At 73.0% G+C, this 17,914-nt stretch carries 15 protein-coding genes; 7 read left to right on the top strand and 8 right to left on the bottom strand.

The features are described 5' to 3' along the window. The first annotated feature begins 328 nt into the window (after positions 1-328). The gene (locus tag ACWDN5_RS04905; protein WP_449674544.1) at positions 329-2,716 is read left to right on the top strand and encodes a DUF7617 domain-containing protein; all 2,388 of its coding nucleotides are present in this window, start codon (positions 329-331) and stop codon (positions 2,714-2,716) included. Here ACWDN5_RS04905 and ACWDN5_RS04900 read toward each other — a convergent pair. From ACWDN5_RS04900 to ACWDN5_RS04885, 4 genes are read right to left on the bottom strand one after another with little or no spacing between them, the layout of a single operon-like run. Next, positions 2,626-3,468 carry an MHYT domain-containing protein gene (locus ACWDN5_RS04900; protein ID WP_449674542.1) on the bottom strand — a complete coding sequence of 281 codons (843 nt, stop codon included), beginning with the start codon at positions 3,466-3,468 and terminating at the stop codon, positions 2,626-2,628. The genes ACWDN5_RS04905 and ACWDN5_RS04900 overlap by 91 nt on opposite strands. 13 nt (positions 3,469-3,481) lie before the next feature. Then, positions 3,482-3,862 (bottom strand): DUF742 domain-containing protein, encoded by a 381-nt coding sequence (locus ACWDN5_RS04895; RefSeq protein ID WP_310975326.1) that lies wholly within the window; start codon positions 3,860-3,862, stop codon positions 3,482-3,484. Next, positions 3,859-4,344, bottom strand: coding sequence for a roadblock/LC7 domain-containing protein (locus tag ACWDN5_RS04890; RefSeq protein ID WP_449674540.1), 486 nt, complete (start codon positions 4,342-4,344; stop codon positions 3,859-3,861). Before ACWDN5_RS04890 ends, ACWDN5_RS04895 begins: the two co-directional genes overlap by 4 nt. Continuing rightward, positions 4,341-7,259 (bottom strand): ATP-binding protein, encoded by a 2,919-nt coding sequence (locus ACWDN5_RS04885; RefSeq protein WP_449674538.1) that lies wholly within the window; start codon positions 7,257-7,259, stop codon positions 4,341-4,343. Before ACWDN5_RS04885 ends, ACWDN5_RS04890 begins: the two co-directional genes overlap by 4 nt. 399 nt (positions 7,260-7,658) lie before the next feature. Here ACWDN5_RS04885 and ACWDN5_RS04880 point away from each other — a divergent pair, with 399 nt between their 5' ends. Next, a complete protein-coding gene (locus tag ACWDN5_RS04880) occupies positions 7,659-8,900 on the top strand; it encodes a low temperature requirement protein A (protein WP_310975321.1) in 1,242 nt (413 codons plus the stop codon). 154 nt (positions 8,901-9,054) lie between these two features. Here the strand turns inward: ACWDN5_RS04880 and ACWDN5_RS04875 are convergent, their stop codons facing one another. The 3 genes from ACWDN5_RS04875 to ACWDN5_RS04865 all read right to left on the bottom strand — a co-directional run bounded on the left by ACWDN5_RS04875 (position 9,055) and on the right by ACWDN5_RS04865 (position 12,472). Then, positions 9,055-9,534, bottom strand: coding sequence for a hypothetical protein (locus tag ACWDN5_RS04875; protein WP_449674536.1), 480 nt, complete (start codon positions 9,532-9,534; stop codon positions 9,055-9,057). Further along, a complete protein-coding gene (locus tag ACWDN5_RS04870; RefSeq protein ID WP_449674534.1) occupies positions 9,531-11,918 on the bottom strand; it encodes a molybdopterin oxidoreductase family protein in 2,388 nt (795 codons plus the stop codon). The genes ACWDN5_RS04875 and ACWDN5_RS04870 overlap by 4 nt, the downstream gene beginning before the upstream one ends. 77 nt (positions 11,919-11,995) lie before the next feature. Next, positions 11,996-12,472 (bottom strand): MarR family winged helix-turn-helix transcriptional regulator, encoded by a 477-nt coding sequence (locus ACWDN5_RS04865; protein ID WP_449674532.1) that lies wholly within the window; start codon positions 12,470-12,472, stop codon positions 11,996-11,998. Positions 12,473-12,633: 161 nt separating this feature from the next. Between ACWDN5_RS04865 and ACWDN5_RS04860 the strand changes: the two genes are divergently transcribed. The 5 genes from ACWDN5_RS04860 to ACWDN5_RS04840 all read left to right on the top strand — a co-directional run bounded on the left by ACWDN5_RS04860 (position 12,634) and on the right by ACWDN5_RS04840 (position 16,708). Then, a complete protein-coding gene (locus tag ACWDN5_RS04860) occupies positions 12,634-14,427 on the top strand; it encodes a thiamine pyrophosphate-requiring protein (RefSeq protein WP_310975305.1) in 1,794 nt (597 codons plus the stop codon). Continuing rightward, a complete protein-coding gene (locus ACWDN5_RS04855) occupies positions 14,424-14,648 on the top strand; it encodes a hypothetical protein (protein WP_310975303.1) in 225 nt (74 codons plus the stop codon). The genes ACWDN5_RS04860 and ACWDN5_RS04855 overlap by 4 nt, the downstream gene beginning before the upstream one ends. A gap of 91 nt (positions 14,649-14,739) precedes the next feature. Further along, a complete protein-coding gene (locus ACWDN5_RS04850; protein WP_310975302.1) occupies positions 14,740-15,042 on the top strand; it encodes a hypothetical protein in 303 nt (100 codons plus the stop codon). Then, positions 15,039-16,037, top strand: a complete 999-nt coding sequence (locus ACWDN5_RS04845; protein ID WP_449674529.1) for an SDR family oxidoreductase — start codon at positions 15,039-15,041, stop codon at positions 16,035-16,037. Before ACWDN5_RS04850 ends, ACWDN5_RS04845 begins: the two co-directional genes overlap by 4 nt. A gap of 239 nt (positions 16,038-16,276) precedes the next feature. Continuing rightward, positions 16,277-16,708 (top strand): hypothetical protein, encoded by a 432-nt coding sequence (locus ACWDN5_RS04840; protein WP_449674527.1) that lies wholly within the window; start codon positions 16,277-16,279, stop codon positions 16,706-16,708. A 4-nt stretch (positions 16,709-16,712) separates the two neighbouring features. On the opposite strand, the gene ACWDN5_RS04835 is transcribed toward ACWDN5_RS04840, so the two are convergent. Then, the gene (locus ACWDN5_RS04835; protein ID WP_449674526.1) at positions 16,713-17,870 is read right to left on the bottom strand and encodes a TetR/AcrR family transcriptional regulator; all 1,158 of its coding nucleotides are present in this window, start codon (positions 17,868-17,870) and stop codon (positions 16,713-16,715) included. Between the last annotated feature and the right edge of the window lie 44 nt (positions 17,871-17,914).

The raw sequence follows: 17,914 nt of genomic DNA, 5'->3' as shown, positions 1-17,914 counted from the left end.
GCCTGGCCAGCGAATTCGCTCACAGCGGAGCGACGACGCATCCGGTGAATAAATCTTCACGCCATTCGGAAACGCGATTTCTTAGCCTGCCCTCGTTACCCGATCGAGTGAACGTCATCAGCGTACGGGTGACGCCGCAATCGGAACCTCCTCGTCACAGCAGGTGCCCGCGACGGCGACCGACCCCCGAATTGCGCTGTTCGCATCGCCTTTTCGGCGCCCGGGTGAGAGCACTTCAACCACAACGCCGATGCGGCATAGGATTTTCCTTCGGCCAGGAAACGATTCCTGGACAAATTCTGTCCATTTCCAGAATCGAGGACCAACCATGCGAAGACGCATGCTGGGGGCGGTCCTGCCCCTGGTGCTCACGGCGGTCACCGCCGTTCCGCTGCCCGCGGCCGCCGACCCCGCCCCGCCGGTCTCGGCCCTGACGAAGTCCGTGCAGGGCACCGGTTCCCCGGCCGCGCACGGCGCGACCGCGAACTGGGTCGTCGGCTACGAGGACCACGCGACCACGACCGGCGCCGCCACGATCACCGACGCCGTCGGCGCCGGGCAGGCCTACCAGTCCGGCTCCCTGCACGTCCCGCCCGGCTGGACGCCGGAGTGGTCCACCGACGGCAGCACGTTCACCGGCACCGAACCGGCGTCCGGCGTCACCGCGGTCCGCGGGACGAATCCCGCCGCCGGCCCCGACGCGACCCAGCTGACCGGCGCCCTCACCCCGCCCGTGCAGGCGGCGACCACCGCGACCGGAGGCGACGGCTTCTCGCCGATCCTGTACCGCACCCCGGGCGGGGTGCTGCAGGCCTGGAACATCTACCACCACCTGGGGGCCACGTCACCGAAGGTCGTCTGCACCGAGCTCGCCACCGGTGCGCGGTGCCCGGGCGGCCCGTGGCCGAAGGTGCTCAACACCGCACCCGGCCCGCTCGGGACCCTGGGGGCCGGCGACATCACCACTACCATGGTCGAGCAGTACGTCCGCGATCCCGCGGCGCCCGCGAAGGTCTACTACCCCGCCGTCACGGCGGCGTCCGTCGGGGTCGCCTGCCTCGACATGGCCGCCGCGGCCAACTGCGGGTACTGGCCGTTGGCCGCCACCGGCGGTTCGCCCGCGGTCAACGGCCTCACCGGGTTCGTGGAGACCGGCGGCAACCTGTACGGCCTGGTCACCAGCGGCACGGTGGTCTGCTGGACCATCGCGACCCAGAGCGCCTGCGGCGGCCAGCCGTACGCGCCGATCGCACCGGCCATTCCCAGCAACCCGTACGTCTACGGCGCGCTGGACGTGGTGGCGGGGAAGGTCTTCGCGTCGTCCTCGGACCCCAACACCGGGCAGCAGCCTTCGCTGGGCTGCTTCGACCCCGCCACGGCCACGGCGTGCGCCGGCTGGGCGTCCTGGCGGCCGACGGCACCGGCGGGCAACTTCACCTTCAGCGCCTACACGGCGTTCGACACGGCCGGCACCCCGGTGGGCGTGTGCTCGTCGACGACCGGCGGCACGAAGTGCTTCGCGCTCGACGGGTCGGCCCTTCCCGCACCGCCGGGTCCGGCCGCGCTGCCGGCCGGGGCGTACGTCTTCAACCCGGAAGTCGTCACCGATCCGGGTGGCCACGTGCGCAGCTACCTCCCGGTGTGGAACGCCGGTATCGCCGGTGCGGCGGTCTGTCACGACTGGACGACGGGCGCGCCGTGCGCCGGGCTCCCCGCCCGGGTCACGCACCCGGCGGTGAACGGCGGTGCCACCCGGGACTACGGGTACGCCTACGATCCGCCGTCGGGCTGCCTGATCGGCCTCGGTGACGCGGGCGTGCTGTTCTCGATGGACCCGGCCACCGGGGCGACACCGTGTGTCCGCTCCGGCGGGCAGGTGACCCTGCGTCCGGGCGACTTCTACTGTGACGGCGGAAGTCACGTCCAGGGCTACACGTCGGCGCGGCTGACGGGCGTCGACCTGGCGAACGTCGACCTCGCGGCGTCGCGGGTCACGGTCGTCGACCAGGACAACGCGGTGGTGCCGACCCCGGGCTTCGCGCCGGACGGCTCGGTCGACCTGACCGGCGTTTCGGTGGCGGCCCACCCGTCGATCACCGTGACGACAACGCTGGTCCTGCACAGCGCGGCGGGCTTCAGCGGGTCGCTGGTGGTCGACTTCGCGGGTGACGCACCCCAGCTGTGCTTCCGGACGACGATCTCGGCGGACTGCCTGGTGACGTCGGTGGCGAACACGGCGACGGGCACGGACTCGACGGGCTCGTTCACGTCCAACACGGTGACGCTGCCGGTCGCCCCGGGCGCGTCGTGCACCCCGAAGGTGACCGTGAACAAGGAGATCTGCACCGCGGTCCACCCGGCCCAGTGCGGCCCGGGCGGTGCCGGACCGTGGGCGAAGCAGGCCCCGGTGGGCTTGCTCGGCGTGCTGGCGGCGTCGGCGTACTGGCGGATCACGGTGACGAACGAGGGTCCGGTGGGAATCACGTCCGCGCAGGTGGTGGACACCGTGGAGCCGTCGTGCCAGACGGGTCCGTTCACCTTGGCGGCGGGCCAGTCGAAGCAGGTGTACTGCGCCACGTACGCCCTGCTGAACCTGTTCCCGATCACCAACAAGGCGAAGGTGACCTACCTGCCGGTGAACGTCCCGCCGGGAACGCCACCGTCCACAACGGACTGGTCGGCGGCCAAGGCGTGTTCGCTGCTGTGCAGCCTGTAGGGAGGTGAGATCGCCGGCTCGCGGGGAACTTCCCCGCGGGCCGGCGCCATCAGGACCGCGCACAGCGGCACCGCCATCGCGATCGCGCCCAGCACGAACACCGGGAACAGGAAGGAGAACACCTCCGCGCCCGCCGGGTCCGGCGCGTTCATGTCCATCGTCATCCGGACCGCCGCCATGCCCGTGTAGTGCATGCCGGTCACGGCCGCGCCCATCACGAACCCCGCCAGCAGCCGCAGCAGGAGGCGGTCGAGGAAGACCGCGAACCACAGTGCCGCGGTCGCCGCCACCACCGCGATCACCACCGACAGCGCCACCAGGCCGCCGTCGTAGCCGAAGTCGCCCTTCACCCGCAGCGCCGACATCCCGGTGTAGTGCATGACATTCACCGCCAAGCCGGTGATGACGCCACCGAGGGCCAGCCGCCACCAGCCGAACTTCGCGCGGCCGCCCACCACCAGCAGGCCCGCGAACACCGCCGTCACCGACAGGATCGCCGACAGGACCGTGCGGAAGATGTCGTAGCGGACCGGCATGCCCGGGGTGCTGAAGCCGAGCATGGCGACGAAGTGCATCAGCCAGATGCCGACGCCGCCGATCGAGATCGCCGCCAGCACCAGCCACCGCAGGCGGTGCCGGGGATCGGCGGCATGGCGGGCCTGGACCGCGCACGCGAGGCCGAGCGCGCAGCCGACCACCGACGTCAGGTAGGCGAGCACGAGCAGCCAGTGCCCGAGCGCGAAGTGCTCCATGGCGAAGTCCTCTCTACAGGTCGCGCAGCCCGTGCAGCACGCGTTCCATCAGGTCGTGGCGCTCGTCCCAGGTGGCGTTGTCCGACAACGTGTCGCGGACGATCACCAGGTAGTCCTGCATCAGGTCCGACACGAGCACGCGGACCACGCCGAGCGGCAGCGCCAGCAGTGCGGCGATCTCCATCAGCGACCGCGGCCGCACGCACAGCTCGAGGACTTCCGCCAGCGCGCTCGACGTCTGGTAACCGGCTTCGGCCCGGCCGTCGGCGGTGGTCTCGACCAGCGCTTCGACGGCGATTTCGACCGTCGGCGCGGTCCGGCCTTCGGTCCACGCGTAGGGGCGGGCCAGCGCCGGGCTGCGGCGAGGCTCGTCCCCGTGCGGGTCGTCGATCACCGGTGGTCCTGGGCCACCGGTATCTCGCGCGCGGGCACGTCGACCTTCTGCCCCACCCGCTCGACCAGCATCGTCATCTCGTAGCCGACCAGCCCGATGTCGCAGCCGGTCGAGGCGAGCACGACGAGGTTCGAGCCGTCGCCCACGCTCATCAGCAACAGGAACCCCTGCTCCATTTCGATGACCGACTGCACCACCCGCCCGGCGGTGAACAGTTCGGCGGTGCCGAGGGAGAGGCTGGACAGGCCGGCCGCGATGGCCGAGAGCTGGTCGCCGCGTTCCCGTGGCAGGTTTTCGTCGGCGGCCACGAGCAGCCCGTCGGCGGAGACGAGCACGGCGTGCGCGACCCCGGTGACGTCCTGGACGAACCCGTTGACCAGCCAGTTCAGCGTCGCGGACCGGGCGGGCGGCGCGGGGAGCGTCCCGCTGAGGGACCGGGCCGCCGGCTCGGTGGCGGAGCGCCGGGGGTGCAGTTCCGTCATCGCGGATCCACTTCGTCCTTTCCGGATCGTTCGGCACGCGCGGCGGTCTCCATCCGGGCGGCGCGCATGCCCTGGTAGTGCCGCGACAGACTGCTGCGCACGGCGGCGGCGTCGCGGAAGGAGCCGCCGGTCTGGTCGCGGACGCGGGGAACGACGGCACCGGGGGCGAGCTGCGCGCCGGGCCGCCGGGTGGGCAACCCGGCCCCGGTGAGGTTCTGCGCGGCCGGGGGCTGGAGGGCGGTCTCGGCGGCTTGCCGGGTGCGGTCGGCGGGCGTGTCCCAATCACCCACGGGGGTGAGCTCGGGACGGGTGCCGGAGTCGGTGGCGGGCGGCGTATCCGAGGCGGGTTCCGCCGGCACTACCCGGTGAGCTCCGGAACTCTCGCTCGCCCGCTCGGCCTCGGCGACCCGCTCCACCGGAACCGCGGAGACCTCCGCCGGCTCGGCCACCGATGCTCGGTACGCGGCGGCCGACTCGAGCTCCCCCTCCACCGCGGAAGTCGCGGGCAGCCCGGCCGCCGATGCCCGGCGCGCGACCGGAGACTCGAGATCCCGGTCCGCCGCAGAAGCCACAGGCAGCTCCGCCGCCGATGCCCGGCGCGCGACCGGAGACCCAAGATCCCCCTCCACCGCCGAAGCCGCAGGCAGCTCCGCCGCCGAGGCACGACGCGCGACCGGAGACCCAAGATCCCCCTCCACCGCCGAAGCCGCAGCCAACTCAGCCGCCGATGCCCGGCGCGCCACCGGAGACCCAAGATCCCCCTCCACCGCCGAAGCCACAGGCAGCTCCGCCGCCGATGCCCGGCGCGCGACCGGAGACCCAAGCTCCCCCTCCACCGCCGAAGCCGCAGGCAGCTCCGCCGCCGACCCCACGGCCGGCCACTCCACCGGCCCGGGCTTCCCGTTCCGGCGGGCCACCGGCTTGGCCGGTGGCTCGGTGAACCAGCTCGTCACCACCTGCTCGAAGATCGGCGTCGAAGCCTGGGCCGGGACCACCGGCGGGCGCGGGTGGCCGTTGCGGCCCGCCGGGACCAGGCGGCCCGCGCCGATCGGGCGGGCCAGGTCCGCGATCACCAGCGCGCCCGGGACGTGGACGCTCGCCGTCACCCCGGCGTGGCGGGCCGCCGTTCCGGTCGACCTCAGCCGCACCGTCACCCCGTGCAGGGCCGCCAGCCGGCCCACCACGAACAGCCCCATGCGGCGGGTCGTCTCCGGGCCGACCGTGCCGGCCGCCGCCAGGCGGTCGTTCACCGTGGCCAGCTCCTCCGGGGTCATGCCCAGGCCCTGGTCGACCACCTCGATGAGCAGGCCGCCGTCGGCGCCGCGGTCGGCCGTCAGCGCCACCTTGTGCTCCGGCGGCGAGAAGCGCGTCGCGTTCTCCAGCAGCTCCGCCAGGATGTGCACCACGTCCGCCGCCGCCTCGGGCTGGACCGAGCTGCGCGGCGCGTTGCCCAGTGCCACCCTGCGGTAGTCCTTGACCTCCGACGTCGCCGCGCGCAGGAGGTCGCGGGTCGGCACCGGTTCGCGGCCGTGGCGGACCGGCCGCCCGCCCGCCAGGACGTGCAGGTTCTCGCCGTTGCGGCGCAGGCGGGTCGCGATGTGGTCGATCCGGAACAGCTCGTCGAGCCGCCGGGGGTTCTGCTCCCCGGCCTCGAGGTCTTCGATGATCGACAGCTGCTGCTCCACCAGCGACTGGCTCCGCCGCGACAGCGTCATGAACATCTCGCTGACCTGCTGGCGCAGCTCGGCCTGCTCGACGGCGAGGCGGACCGCCTGGCGGTGCATGTCGTCGAACGCCCGGGCCAGCTGCCCGATCTCCTCGTCGGTCCGGACGCCGGAATCGGGCACCGCGCGCCAGTCGACTTCCTGACCCTCGCGGATCTGCCGGACGGTCTCCGGGAGCTGGTCGTTCGCCGCGCGCAGGGCCGCCGCGCGCAGCCGCCGCACCGGCGTGACCAGCGACCGCACCACCAGCAGCGCGATCGCGAGCGCGCCGAGCAGCGCCCCGAGCACCAAGGCCGTGTCGCGCAGCGAGTCCGCGCGGGCGTCGTCGGCGGCCTCCGACACGTTCGTCGCCAGCTGCGCCGCGACGTCGTTGAGCACGCCGGTCACCGTGGCGGCCTCGGCGGTGATCGAGGGCAGCAGCGCCGCGAGCGGGCGGTCGCCGGGCTCCTGCAGGGCGTCGAGCCTGCCGTCGGCGGCGTCGGTGGCCGCGGTGAACTTGGCCAGCCGGTCGCCGGTCAGCTGGTGCTCCGCCTGTTCGGCGAGGACTTCCTGCTCGGCGGCGGTCTGGATGACGGCCGGGCGCAGCGAAGCGTCGTCCGGGCTGTTCTGCGCGGCCCGCCGGTAGGTCTCTTCGGTGGCCAGCTCGCCGCGCAGGTGCACCAGCAGCCGGGTGGTCTCCGCGCTGGCGGCGTCGGCCGGGACGATCGCGGGCACCAGGTCGCCGAGGGTGGCGATGATGTCGTTGTAGCCGGCGGCTTTCGTGCGGACGTCGCCCCCACCGGCGCCGGCCGCGCGGATCCCGGCGAGCTTGCCCAGCGCGGTGTTCAGCGCGCGGCCGGTGTCCCCGGGCAGCGGCGCGTAGCCGGCGTCGCGCTGGACCGCCGCCACCTTCGCGTCGACGTTCGCGGTCAGCGAGTCCGGCGCGCCGGCCGGGACCGCGACCGCGGCGACCATCTCCTCGCCCAGCGACGCCGTCAGGTCGATCGTGTCGCGCAGCACGGGCAGCCGGTCGCGGGCCGCGGTGAGCTCGGTGGCCCGGTCGAGTTCGCCCTGGATCCGGATTTCCGCGAGCGCCACCGCGACCAGGACCGGCAGCAGCAGCACGACGCTGATCTTGGTGCGGACGCTCCAGTGCGCCGGCCACCACGCGGCGTCCGCCGGAAGGCGGGGCGTGGCTCTGCTTTCGTGCATGGCGGAACCGCTCGATTCCCAGCCGCGGCACGGCTGATGTCGAACTCGGACAGGACGGAGAACCCCAGGGAGGAGGTGGCGTTGATCAGGCCGACCAGCAGAAGACATCACGGCCGACGCCCTTGTCAACCCTCGAAGCGGCGTTTCGGAACGCGGCGCTCGAATTGTTTCCGCGGCTCACGGATCGTGTTCCGACGGTCGCTGCTTGCACACCGTTCAAGCACATTCGCGCAGCTCCGAGGCCTACCGATCAGTAAACAACGTGTACTTTCCCGCTGACGGCAGAATTACCCACAGCAGTCGCCGCGATCAATTCGATCTCTGCCGGAATGGTGTGTTATTAATTCCCGCCGCGCCCGGCCGGGAGCCGCGGCCGCGGGGTGCGGCAGAATCCCGGCCGTGACCGATGTGGACGAGGGGGCCGGCGCCGCCACCGCGCACGGCAAGCGGGTCGGCTGGGTGGAGCTGTACTTCGACCTGGTCTTCGTGTTCGCGGTGGGCCAGGTGGCGCACAGCATCGTGGCCGACCCGCACTGGGCGCGCATCGCCGGCGCGCTGGGGCTGTTCGCCACGCTGTGGTGGACCTGGATCGGCTTCGCCGTGCTCTACAACCGCCGCGGGGACGACAGCCGCGCGGCCGACCGGCTGTTCGTGCTCGCCGGGACCATCCCGTGCGCGATCGCCGCCACCCAGGTGCACCACGTCTTCGACGGGCATCCCGCGATCTTCGTCGCGGCGATGGCCGGCGTCCGCGTGATCCTCGCGGCCGCCCACCGGTGGCCGGTCCGGCCCGGGCTCGACCAGCGCCGGATCAGCACGGGCTACGCGGTGTCCGCGGTCCTGTTCGCGGCCTCGGCGGTGGTGCCCAACGGCTGGGGGCTGTGGGCGTTCGCGCTGATCCAGGAGGCCGGCTTCCTGCTCCTGGGCGGCCGGCGCCGGCACCGCGGGGAGCGGACGACCGCCCGGCAGCGGCGGCAGGCGATGTTCGACGGGCCCCGCGACCCGAACCTGGCCGTCGACTCCGCCCACCTCGCCGAACGCTTCGGGCTGTTCATGATCCTGCTGCTCGGCGAGCTGGTGATCACCGTCGGCACCGCCGCGCTCGAACGCCCCGCCGACGACTTCGCCTACTGGGCCGCCATGGTCGGCGGTCTGGTGCTCGCCGGCGCGTTGTGGTGGCTGTACTTCACCTCGGCCGCAGAGCTGTCCGAGAAGATGCTCGGCCTCTCCGGCGGCAATCCCATGCTCGCCTATTCGCTGTACGCGGGCGGCCACCTGACCCCGGCCTTCGCGCTGCTGCTCGTCGCGGCGGGGCTGAACCTGTCGCTGCACGAGTCCCCGCCGGCCGCGGCGGCCTGGCTGCTCACCTCGGGCCTGACGGTCTACATCGCCGGCACCCGCGTGTTCTCCGCCGAGCCCGGCCGCTGGTACCAGCGGGCGGGGCGGATCGCGGCCCTCGTGGTGACGGTGAACCTCGCCCAGCTCACCCGGATCCTGCCGGCGCCCGCGGTGGTCGTCGTGGTCGCGGTCTGGGGCGTCGGGATGACGGCGGTCAGCACGGTCATCCGCCGGCGCGCCATCGAAAGCCTGGGTGACAACCCGCTGGCGTTCCTGCGGGAACGCCGGGCCAAGGCGGGGTGACGGGTCACCCCGCCTTCACCCTGCTCGTGCACCAGCCGCCGCGCCTCCCACAGCGCCCACGGCCGCATCCCCGTGGAGCTCCGGGCCGCGGGGCCGGCGCAGGTGCAGGTCGTCGCCGTCTTCCTCGACGAGCCCCGCCCGGCGAGCGGCTGATCTAGCTGGTCAGGATCTGCGGCGAGAGCACCTTCAGCATCGCGTTCGTCCACTTCAGCTGCCGCAGTGTCTGCGGGTGGCACCGGGTGGCCAGCTCCAGCAGCTCGGCGTCCTTCGCCGCCTGGGCGCTCTGGGCGAGCAGCTCCCAATCCAGCGACACGCCCGCCGCGCGGCGGTGGAGGCGGCGCAGGTCGGCCAGCAGGAGCAAGCCCGGCTCCGGACGGCGGCCGCCCAGCTCGGCCAGTGCCGTCCGCAGCGGCTGCAGCGGGCCCGGGCCGGGGACGTCCTCCCCCAGGTCCAGGTCGTGCGCGCGGCCGGCGCGGGCGATGTCGCGGACGTGCGCCGCCGACCAGGCCGCCAGGTCGCGGGCGACGTGGTGGACCTCGTGTTCCGCGTGGTGCCGGTCCGACGTCTTCAGCAGGTCCTTGGCCAGGTGCGTCTCCGCGCGGTGCAGTTCGCGCAGCACCAGTCCGAATTTCATCCGGCGACCTCCTCGTCCACCGCCGCGGGCACCGGCTCCGGCCGCGGGGCCGCGACGGCGGACATCTTGCGCAGTGCGGCCGCGGCCGTCTTGAACAGCGGCTGCTTGGACACCGGGTCCCAGTCGGTGAAGGTCAGCTCGTTGGCCGCGCGGTCACCGTCCTTGCCCGCCGGGTGCTCGACGTCCCAGTAGCCGTAGTGGAACGGCAGGAACAGCACGCCGTCGCGGATGCCGCCGACCCGGACCCGGGCGCGGACCGCCCCTCGGGGTGTCGAAACCTCGGCGAGGTCGCCTTCGGCCAGCCCGGCGGCTTCGGCGTCCCGCGCGGACACCTCGAGCCACACCTCCGGTGCCGCCGCGCGCAGCTCCGGGGCCCGGCCGGTCTTCGTGCGGGTGTGGAAGTGGACGATCGTCCGGCCGTTGACCAGGAAGAACGGGTGGTCCTCGTCCGGCGTTTCGTGCGGCGGGACGTACTCGGCGGCCTTGAACATGGCCTTCCCGTCCGGGTTCATCGCCCGGTACTCGGCAGGCTCCATCGGCGCCCCGGTGACGAGGTCGCGGCCGTAGCTCTCGCAGTAATCAGGCTGGGCGAAGAACTTTCCGCCGGCATAGAGCCGTTCAGTCCCCTCAGGACTGTCCGAAGTGCACGGCCACTGGATGCCGCTGACCGAACGCAGCTTCGCGTAGCTCAAGCCGCTGTAGTCACACGGCCGTCCCGCGGACGCGCGCTTCCACGCCTCGAACGCCGTTTCGGCGTCGTGCCACTGCGGGAACGGCTCGCCGTCGTTGCCCCGGAAGTCCATCCGCCGCGCGTAGTCGAGGAAGATGTCCAGGTCGGGACGCGCCTGCCCGGGTGGGTCGACCGCCTTGTCCGACAGGTGCACCGTGCGGTCGGCGTTGGTGAACGTGCCGGTCTTCTCGCCCCAGATCGCCGCGGGCAGCACGACGTCGGCGAACTCCGTGGTCTCGGTGCGGAACGCGTCCTGCACGACCAGGAACAGCCGCGAAGAGTCCAGAATGGACCGGATGCGGTGCAGCTCCGGCAGCGACACCGCCGGGTTGGTGGCCGAAACCCACAGAAACCGCAGGGTGCCGGTCTCGGCGTAGCGCAGCATCTGCATGAGGTGCGTCGGCGGCCCGTAGTGCGGGATCTTGCCGGTGTCGACGTTCCACAGCGTCGCCAGCTCGGCCACGTGCGCGTCGTTGGCCCAATTGCGGAACCCGGTCAGGTCACCGTCGGCGCCGCATTCGCGGGTGTTCTCGGCGGTGGGCTGGCCGTTCATCTGCAGCACCCCGGCGCCGGGCTTGCCCAGCATGCCGCGCAGCAGCACGAGGTTGTTGACCTGCACGGCGGCCGCGGAAGCCTGGTGCGACTGGTAGAACCCCTGCAGCACCGTGCACAGCAGCCGCTCCGCCGAGCCGAGCAGCCGGGCGGCTTCGCGGATCTGCCGGGCGTCGACACCGCTGATCTCGGCGGCGCGCTCGGGCGGGTAGTCCGCGACCATCGCCGCGAGGTCGTCGTAGCCGACCGTGCAACGGTCGACGTACTCCCGATCGACCCAGCCGTGCTCGATGATCTCGTGCAGCAGCCCGTTCATCAGGGCGACGTTGGTCCCGGGCAGCGGCGCCAGGTGCAGCGTCGCGGCCCGGGCGACCGGGGTGTCGCGCGGGTCGACGCACAGCACCGCGGGCGGGTTCGGCCCGGCGAGCCGGTCGAGCACGCGCGACCACAGGACGGCCTGCGTTTCGGCCATGTTGTGCCCGAAGAGGGCGATGACGTCGGCGTGGTCGACGTCCGCGTAGGACGCCGGCTGGCCGTCGCAGCCGAAGGACTCCTTCAGCGCCGCGGCCGCGGTCGCCGTGCAGAGCCGGGTGTTGCCGTCGAGGTGGTTGGTGCCGAGGCCGCCGCGGGCGATCGCGGCGAGCGTGTAGTACTCCTCGGCGAACAGCTGGCCGCTGGTGTAGAAGCCGAGCGCGCCCGGGCCCTGGTCGTCCAGGAGTTCCTTGCTGCGCGAGACGACCAGGTCCATCGCTTCGTCCCAAGAAGCCTCGACGAGCTCGCCGTTCCTGCGCACCAGTGGCGTCGTCAGCCGGTCCGGCGACGAGTTCGCCTGCCAGCCGAAGAGGTCCTTCGGGTCGAGGCGGCCGTGGTTGACGCGGTCGTCCGCGCGGCCGCGGACGCCGGCGATCCGGCCGTCCTTCACCGCGATGTCGAGGCCGTCGCCGTTGGAGTGCAGCACCGCGGCGCTGCGGACCCAGCGGTCGACGTCCGCCGGCCGCACCCCGTCGGCGAGGTGGCTGTCCACCCGCACCGGCCACGGCTCCCCCGGCCCGTACGGCGTTCTGGTCCCCCAGGGCTCGGTGATCCCGTCACGCTTTCCCACCGCAAGAACCTCCGATCACGACCTGGTGGCCGCCCGGGTACCCGCGAACACCACGGACAAACACCGTCCAGGCATATTTAATTTGCGCGACGCAATAATGAACGCGAATCCGATTCGTCCGCTTCGACCGCTCTGGCAAACCTCTCGAACGCGGCGATCGCGGCCGCGCGCGCCGGCGGGTCGAGCCGGTGCAGGACGTCCGCCAGCACCCGGCGGCGGTCGCGGTCGACGCGGTCGACCAGGTGGCGTCCCGGCCCGGCCGGGGCGAGCAGCGTCTCGCGCCGGTTCAACGGGTTGGGGGCCTTTTCCAGCAGGTTCAGCGCGACCAGCCGGTCACACGCCCGGGTGATCGAAGACGGGTTCATGGCCAGTTCACGCGCCACCCGGCCCAGGGTGACCGGGGTCCGGTCGACCACCACCCGCAGCACGCGGAACTGGGTCAGCGTCAGCTGTTCGGTGTTCCGCTCGACGGTCAAGTCGGCGATCAGCACCATCGCCCGCAGCGCCGCCAAGGCCGCGTCGGTCCCGTCCTGCTCCACCCACGTTTGCGTCACGCAAGTATGATAGACGGCGAAAGCGGGTACAGCGATTCGTGAGCGCCGACGGCGAGCACGAAAGAAGGCGTCCGCGCCGGCGAGGCCGTCGCCGAGCTGCGGCGGGTGGTGCCCGGCCGAGGCGCTCGCCGAAGCGGCACCGCACGCCAAAGGGAGTACTCATGAGCCAGACAGTCGGTGACTACCTGCTCCAGCGCCTGCGTGAGTGGGGCGTGGACCAGGTCTTCGCCTATCCGGGCGACGGCATCAACGGGCTCGTCGCCTCGTTCGGCAAGGCGGACGACCAGCCCCGCTTCGTGCAGGCCCGGCACGAGGAGATGGCGGCCTTCGCGGCCGTCGGCTACGCGAAGTTCAGCGGGAAGGTCGGCGTCTGCATGGCCACCTCGGGCCCGGGCGCGATCCACCTGCTCAACGGCCTCTACGACGCCAAGCTCGACCACGTCCCGGTGGTCGCGATCGTCGGGCAGACCGCGCGCAGCGCGATGGGCGGGTCCTACCAGCAGGAGGTCGACCTGCAGGCGCTCTACAAGGACGTCGCGAGCGAATACCTCGTCGAGGTCAACGTGGCCGAGCAGCTGCCGAACGCCCTCGACCGGGCGATCCGGACGGCCCAGTCGTCCCGCTGCCCGACCGCCCTGATCATCCCCGCGGACCTGCAGGAGGAGGCGTACTCTCCGCCGCAGCACGCGTTCAAGCAGGTGCCCTCCAGCCCGCCGAGCACGGCGTGGTCGCGGCCGGTGCCCGCGGAGCCGGACATCGACGCCGCCGCCGAGGTGCTGAACGCCGGGGAGAAGGTCGCCATCCTGGTCGGGCAGGGCGCGCGCGGCGCGGCCGAGGAGGTCCGCCAGGTCGCCGAGGTCACCGGCGCCGGCGTCGCGAAGGCGTTGCTGGGCAAGGACGTCCTCCCCGACGACCTGCCGTGGGTGACCGGCTCGATCGGGCTGCTCGGCACCCGGCCGAGCTACGAGATGATGCGGGACTGCGACACGCTGCTGATCGTCGGCTCGAACTTCCCGTACAGCCAGTTCCTGCCGGACTTCGGGCAGGCGCGCGCGGTGCAGATCGACCTCGACGGCCGGCTCATCGGGATGCGCTACCCGACCGAGGTCAACCTCGTCGGCGACAGCGCGGCCACGCTGCGCGCGCTGCTGCCGAAGCTGGCGAGCAAGCCGGACCGCTCGTGGCGCGAGACGATCGAGAAGAACGTCGCCTCCTGGTGGGACACGGTCGAGAAGGAAGCCGCCGTCGACGCCGACCCGGTCAACCCGATGGCCATCGTCTCCGAGCTGTCGAAGCGGATCCCCGAGAACGCCATCGTCACCGCGGACTCCGGCTCGTCCACCAACTGGTACGCCCGCAACCTGCGCATCCGCGGCGACATCCGCGGCTCGCTGTCCGGGACACTGGCGACGATGGGCCCCGGCGTGCCGTACGCCATCGGGGCCAAGTTCGCCCACCCCGACCGGCCGGTGATCGCCCTCGTCGGCGACGGCGCCATGCAGATGAACGGCCTCGCCGAGCTGATCACCATCGCGCGCTACCAGCACCTCTGGAGCGACCCGCGCTGCGTGATCTGCGTGTTCCACAACAACGACCTCAACCAGGTCACTTGGGAGCTGCGCGCGATGGGCGGCGCCCCGAAGTTCGAGGAGTCCCAGACCCTGCCGGACGTCGACTACGCCGGCTTCGCCCTGTCCCTCGGGCTCACGGCCGTCACGGTCGACAAGCCGGACCAGCTCGCCTCGGCCTGGGACACCGCGCTCAGCGCCGGCAAGCCGGCCGTGCTGGACGTCCGCTGCGACCCGGACGTCCCGCCGATCCCGCCGCACGCCACCTTCGAGCAGGTGAAGTCGGCCGCCCAGGCCGTCCTCAAGGGCGACCCCGACGCGCTGCACCTGGTCGCCCAGGGCGTCAAGACGAAGCTCCAGGAGTTCCTGCCCGGGAAGAACCGGTGACCACGATCGAGCGGGTCGGCGCCCGGGCCTACCGGGTGCCGACCCCCGCGCCCGAGGCCGACGGCACCCCGGCCTGGGACGCCACCACGATCGTCGTCGTGCCCGCCGAAGCCGGCGGGATCCACGGGCGCCCGGGGTCGCGGGCGGCGCGACCGGCGCAGCCCCGCGGCGGAAGCGGCCGGCGGTGGCCGCGGCGACCGGAATCGCGGTGGGCCCGATGACACGCGAGGGCGCGGTGGCTGGGCACGCCGGTGGACGCAAGGGCTGGTGGCAGCGGCTCGGCGCCGCCGCGACCGGAATCGCGGTGGGCCGGTGACTCGCCGGGTCGCGGTGGCCCGCGCTGTGTGGGGCGGCGGGCTCGTGGTGCTGTCACGCTCCCTGCCGGTCCCGCGGAAAGTCGCACTGGCGCTGGGCATCCGGCACCTCGCCCAGGCCGCGGCCGTCCTGCGGCGGCCCGGCGGGCTCGTCGCCCGCCGAGGCTGGGCGGTCGATGTCGCGCACGGGGTGAGCATGCTCGGCTTGGCCGTCGTCGCCCCGCGGTGGCGGGCTGCGGCGCTCGCCAGCGCGGCCGGCGCGGCCGTCTGGGCTCGTACCGGGAAACGGAGGACATCATGAACCAGGTCGTCGTCGTGACCGGAGCCAGCGGCGGGATCGGCCGTGCGGTCGCGCGGGCGTTCGGCGCCCGCCGCGCCCGGGTCGCCCTGCTGGCCCGCGGTGAGCAGGGGCTCGAAGCCGCCGCGGAAGACGTCACCAAGGCCGGCGGGACGGCCCTGGCGATCCCCACCGACGTCGCCGACTTCGGCCGGGTCGATGCCGCGGCCACGCGGGCCGAGCGGGAGCTGGGGCCGATCGATGTGTGGGTCAACGTGGCCTTCACGTCGGTGTTCGCGCCGTTCGGCGAGATCGGACCGGACGAATTCCGCCGCGTCACCGAAGTGAGCTACCTCGGCTACGTCCACGGCACGATGGCCGCCCTGCACCGGATGAAGCCGCGCGACCACGGCACGATCGTGCAGGTCGGCTCGGCGCTGGCGTACCGCGGGATCCCCCTGCAGAGCGCGTATTGCGGCGCGAAGCACGCGATCCAGGGCTTCAACGAAGCCCTGCGCTGCGAGCTCCTGCACGACGGCAGCCACGTCCGCACGACGATGGTGCAGCTGCCGGCGGTCAACACGCCGCAGTTCTCGTGGGTCCGGTCCAAGCTGCCGCACCAGGCCCAGCCGGTGCCGCCGATCTATCAGCCGGAGGTCGCCGCCCGCGCGGTGCTGCACGCCGCCGACCACCCGCGCCGCCGGGAGTACTGGGTCGGCGGGAGCACGGTCGGCACGCTGATCGCGAACGCCGTCGCGCCGGGTGTCCTCGACCGGTACCTCGCCCGGACCGGCTACCGGTCCCAGCAGACGGGCGCGAAGAAGCCGCCGGACCAGCCGGAGAACCTGTGGTCGCCGGCCGACCGCGGGCGGGATTTCGGTGCGCACGGCCAGTTCGACGGCCAGGCGACGCCGAGGAGCGCGCAGCTGTGGGCGAGCCGGCACCACGGCGTGGTCGCCGCCGCGGGAGGCGCTCTGGCCGCGACAGCGCTCGCGGTGTGGCGGCGAGCGCGGTCGTGACGCGGCTCAGGCCGCCCGGGCGCGCCGGGACGAACCCGTAGCCCCCTCGAGAGCCGCCCGAGCACCGCGGCTTCGCCGATCCGGTCGGCGAACTCGAAGTACCGGCGGCCTGCCCTGAGGTGCTGCACGCCGAACATCGGCCGAAAGGACGAGGCACCCACCCCCGAACCGCCCCTTCGGACGAGGCGACCAGCGCGTTCCCTCCCCTAGCTTGATCACCAGGCGGGGAGGAGGGGCCCATGAAGTTCACCGCCAAGCGCATCGTCGTCGCCGCGGCCGTGGCCGGGGTGGCGGTGGTCGGGGTCGGAGCCACCGTCATCGCCACCGCCGCGGATCCCGTCTCGCCCGAAATCACCGGTGCCACGCCCGCCGACGCCGGGCACGAAGGCGAAGGCAAGTACACCACCGGGGACTACGTGCTCAACGTGCACGAAGTGGACGACGACGGCGACGGCATCAGCACCGCCATCGGACCGCACACGACGTACTACTCGAAGACGTTGCACGGCAACGGGAACCGGCAGCACACGGTCGTCAAGTTCTCGGCCGGCGCGGACGGCGACGGGCCGATCTTCTTCGGCTACCCCGTGCCCGGGCCCGGCCGGGTCGTCGACTGCGTGGCGTCCGGGACCGAGGCCGCGCCGCAGGTGCGGTGCGAGACCAAGGCCTGAGGCGTCACCGGCCGAGCGCGCGCACCAGCAACGCGGCCACCGCGGCCCGGTGCTCCGGGCGGTCTGCCCACCGCAGCCGGCGGCCGGCTTCGACCACCACGCCGAACCCGGCGTGCACCAGCACCCGGGCCTGACGCGGGTCGAGGTCCGGGCGGGCCGCGCACAACTGCTGCTCCCACACCGCGATGTGCTCGCGCTGCGCCGCGACCAGAGGCCGGCGCAGCGCGTCCGGCAAGCCGGCGATTTCCGCGTTGGCCACGCTGTTGAGGGCGCTGTGCTCGAAGCTGTACGCCACGTACGTTGCCGTCAGGGCGTTCAGGGCCTCGTGCGGGCCGGTCACCCCGCGCAGGTTGTGCTCGACCGCCTGGGCCAGCAGGGCCGCGGCCTGCAGGCACGCCGCCGCCAGGATGTCGGCCTTGCCCGGGAAGTAGCGGTACAACGCCGACGGCACCAGCCCGACCGCTTCGGCGATCCGGCCGTTGGTCACGGTGGCGAACCCGTCGCGTTCGAACAGCGGGACGGCGGCCGCGAGGATCTCCGAACGCCGTGTCCGGGGCACCGGCGGAGCGGGGATCTCCACCGCCGGCGCGGGCGTCGCGGCGGGGTCGGTGGCAGCCACGCGCAGGGCGGCCGCCTGCAGCAGCTCCCCCACCCGGCGCCGGCCGATCGCGTTGTGGTGCGTCGTGACCGACCCGATGGCCCCCAGCGCCCCCACGGCCCGCAGGTGCTCGCCCGGCCACGGGTGCTCGCGCCGCACGGCCGCCGCGACGCGCTCGACGACGTGCGCGAACTTGGCCGCGAGCAGCCGGCGGTCGTCGCGCTCGAGGTACCGGGCCTCCCAGCGGTACACGCCGCCGGTCTCCCGGTGGGCGACGGTGACCCGGGTGACGGCGGCGAAGATCTCGGCCGCCGACGCGTCCGGGGGCACGTCGGCGAGGGCCTCCACGAGCCGGTCCGCCATCACGTTCGCGCACTCGGCGAACAGCGCGTACTTGTTCGGGAAGTGCCGGTACAGCGCCGCCGCGGTGATGCCCACGCGCGCCGCGATCTCCTCCATCGACGCCGCGTGGTAGCCGCGCTCGCTGAACACCGCCGCGCCCGCCTCGACGATGAGCTGCCTGCGGTTGCGGGGCCGGACGGCCGCGGCCGGCTCGGCGGTCACCGGGCTGGGGTCTGCGGAAGTCGGGCCATACGTGCCAGTCAACC

This window comes from Amycolatopsis sp. NPDC003731 (genome assembly GCF_053586895.1).
This window is presented reverse-complemented; position numbering and strand designations above follow the sequence as displayed.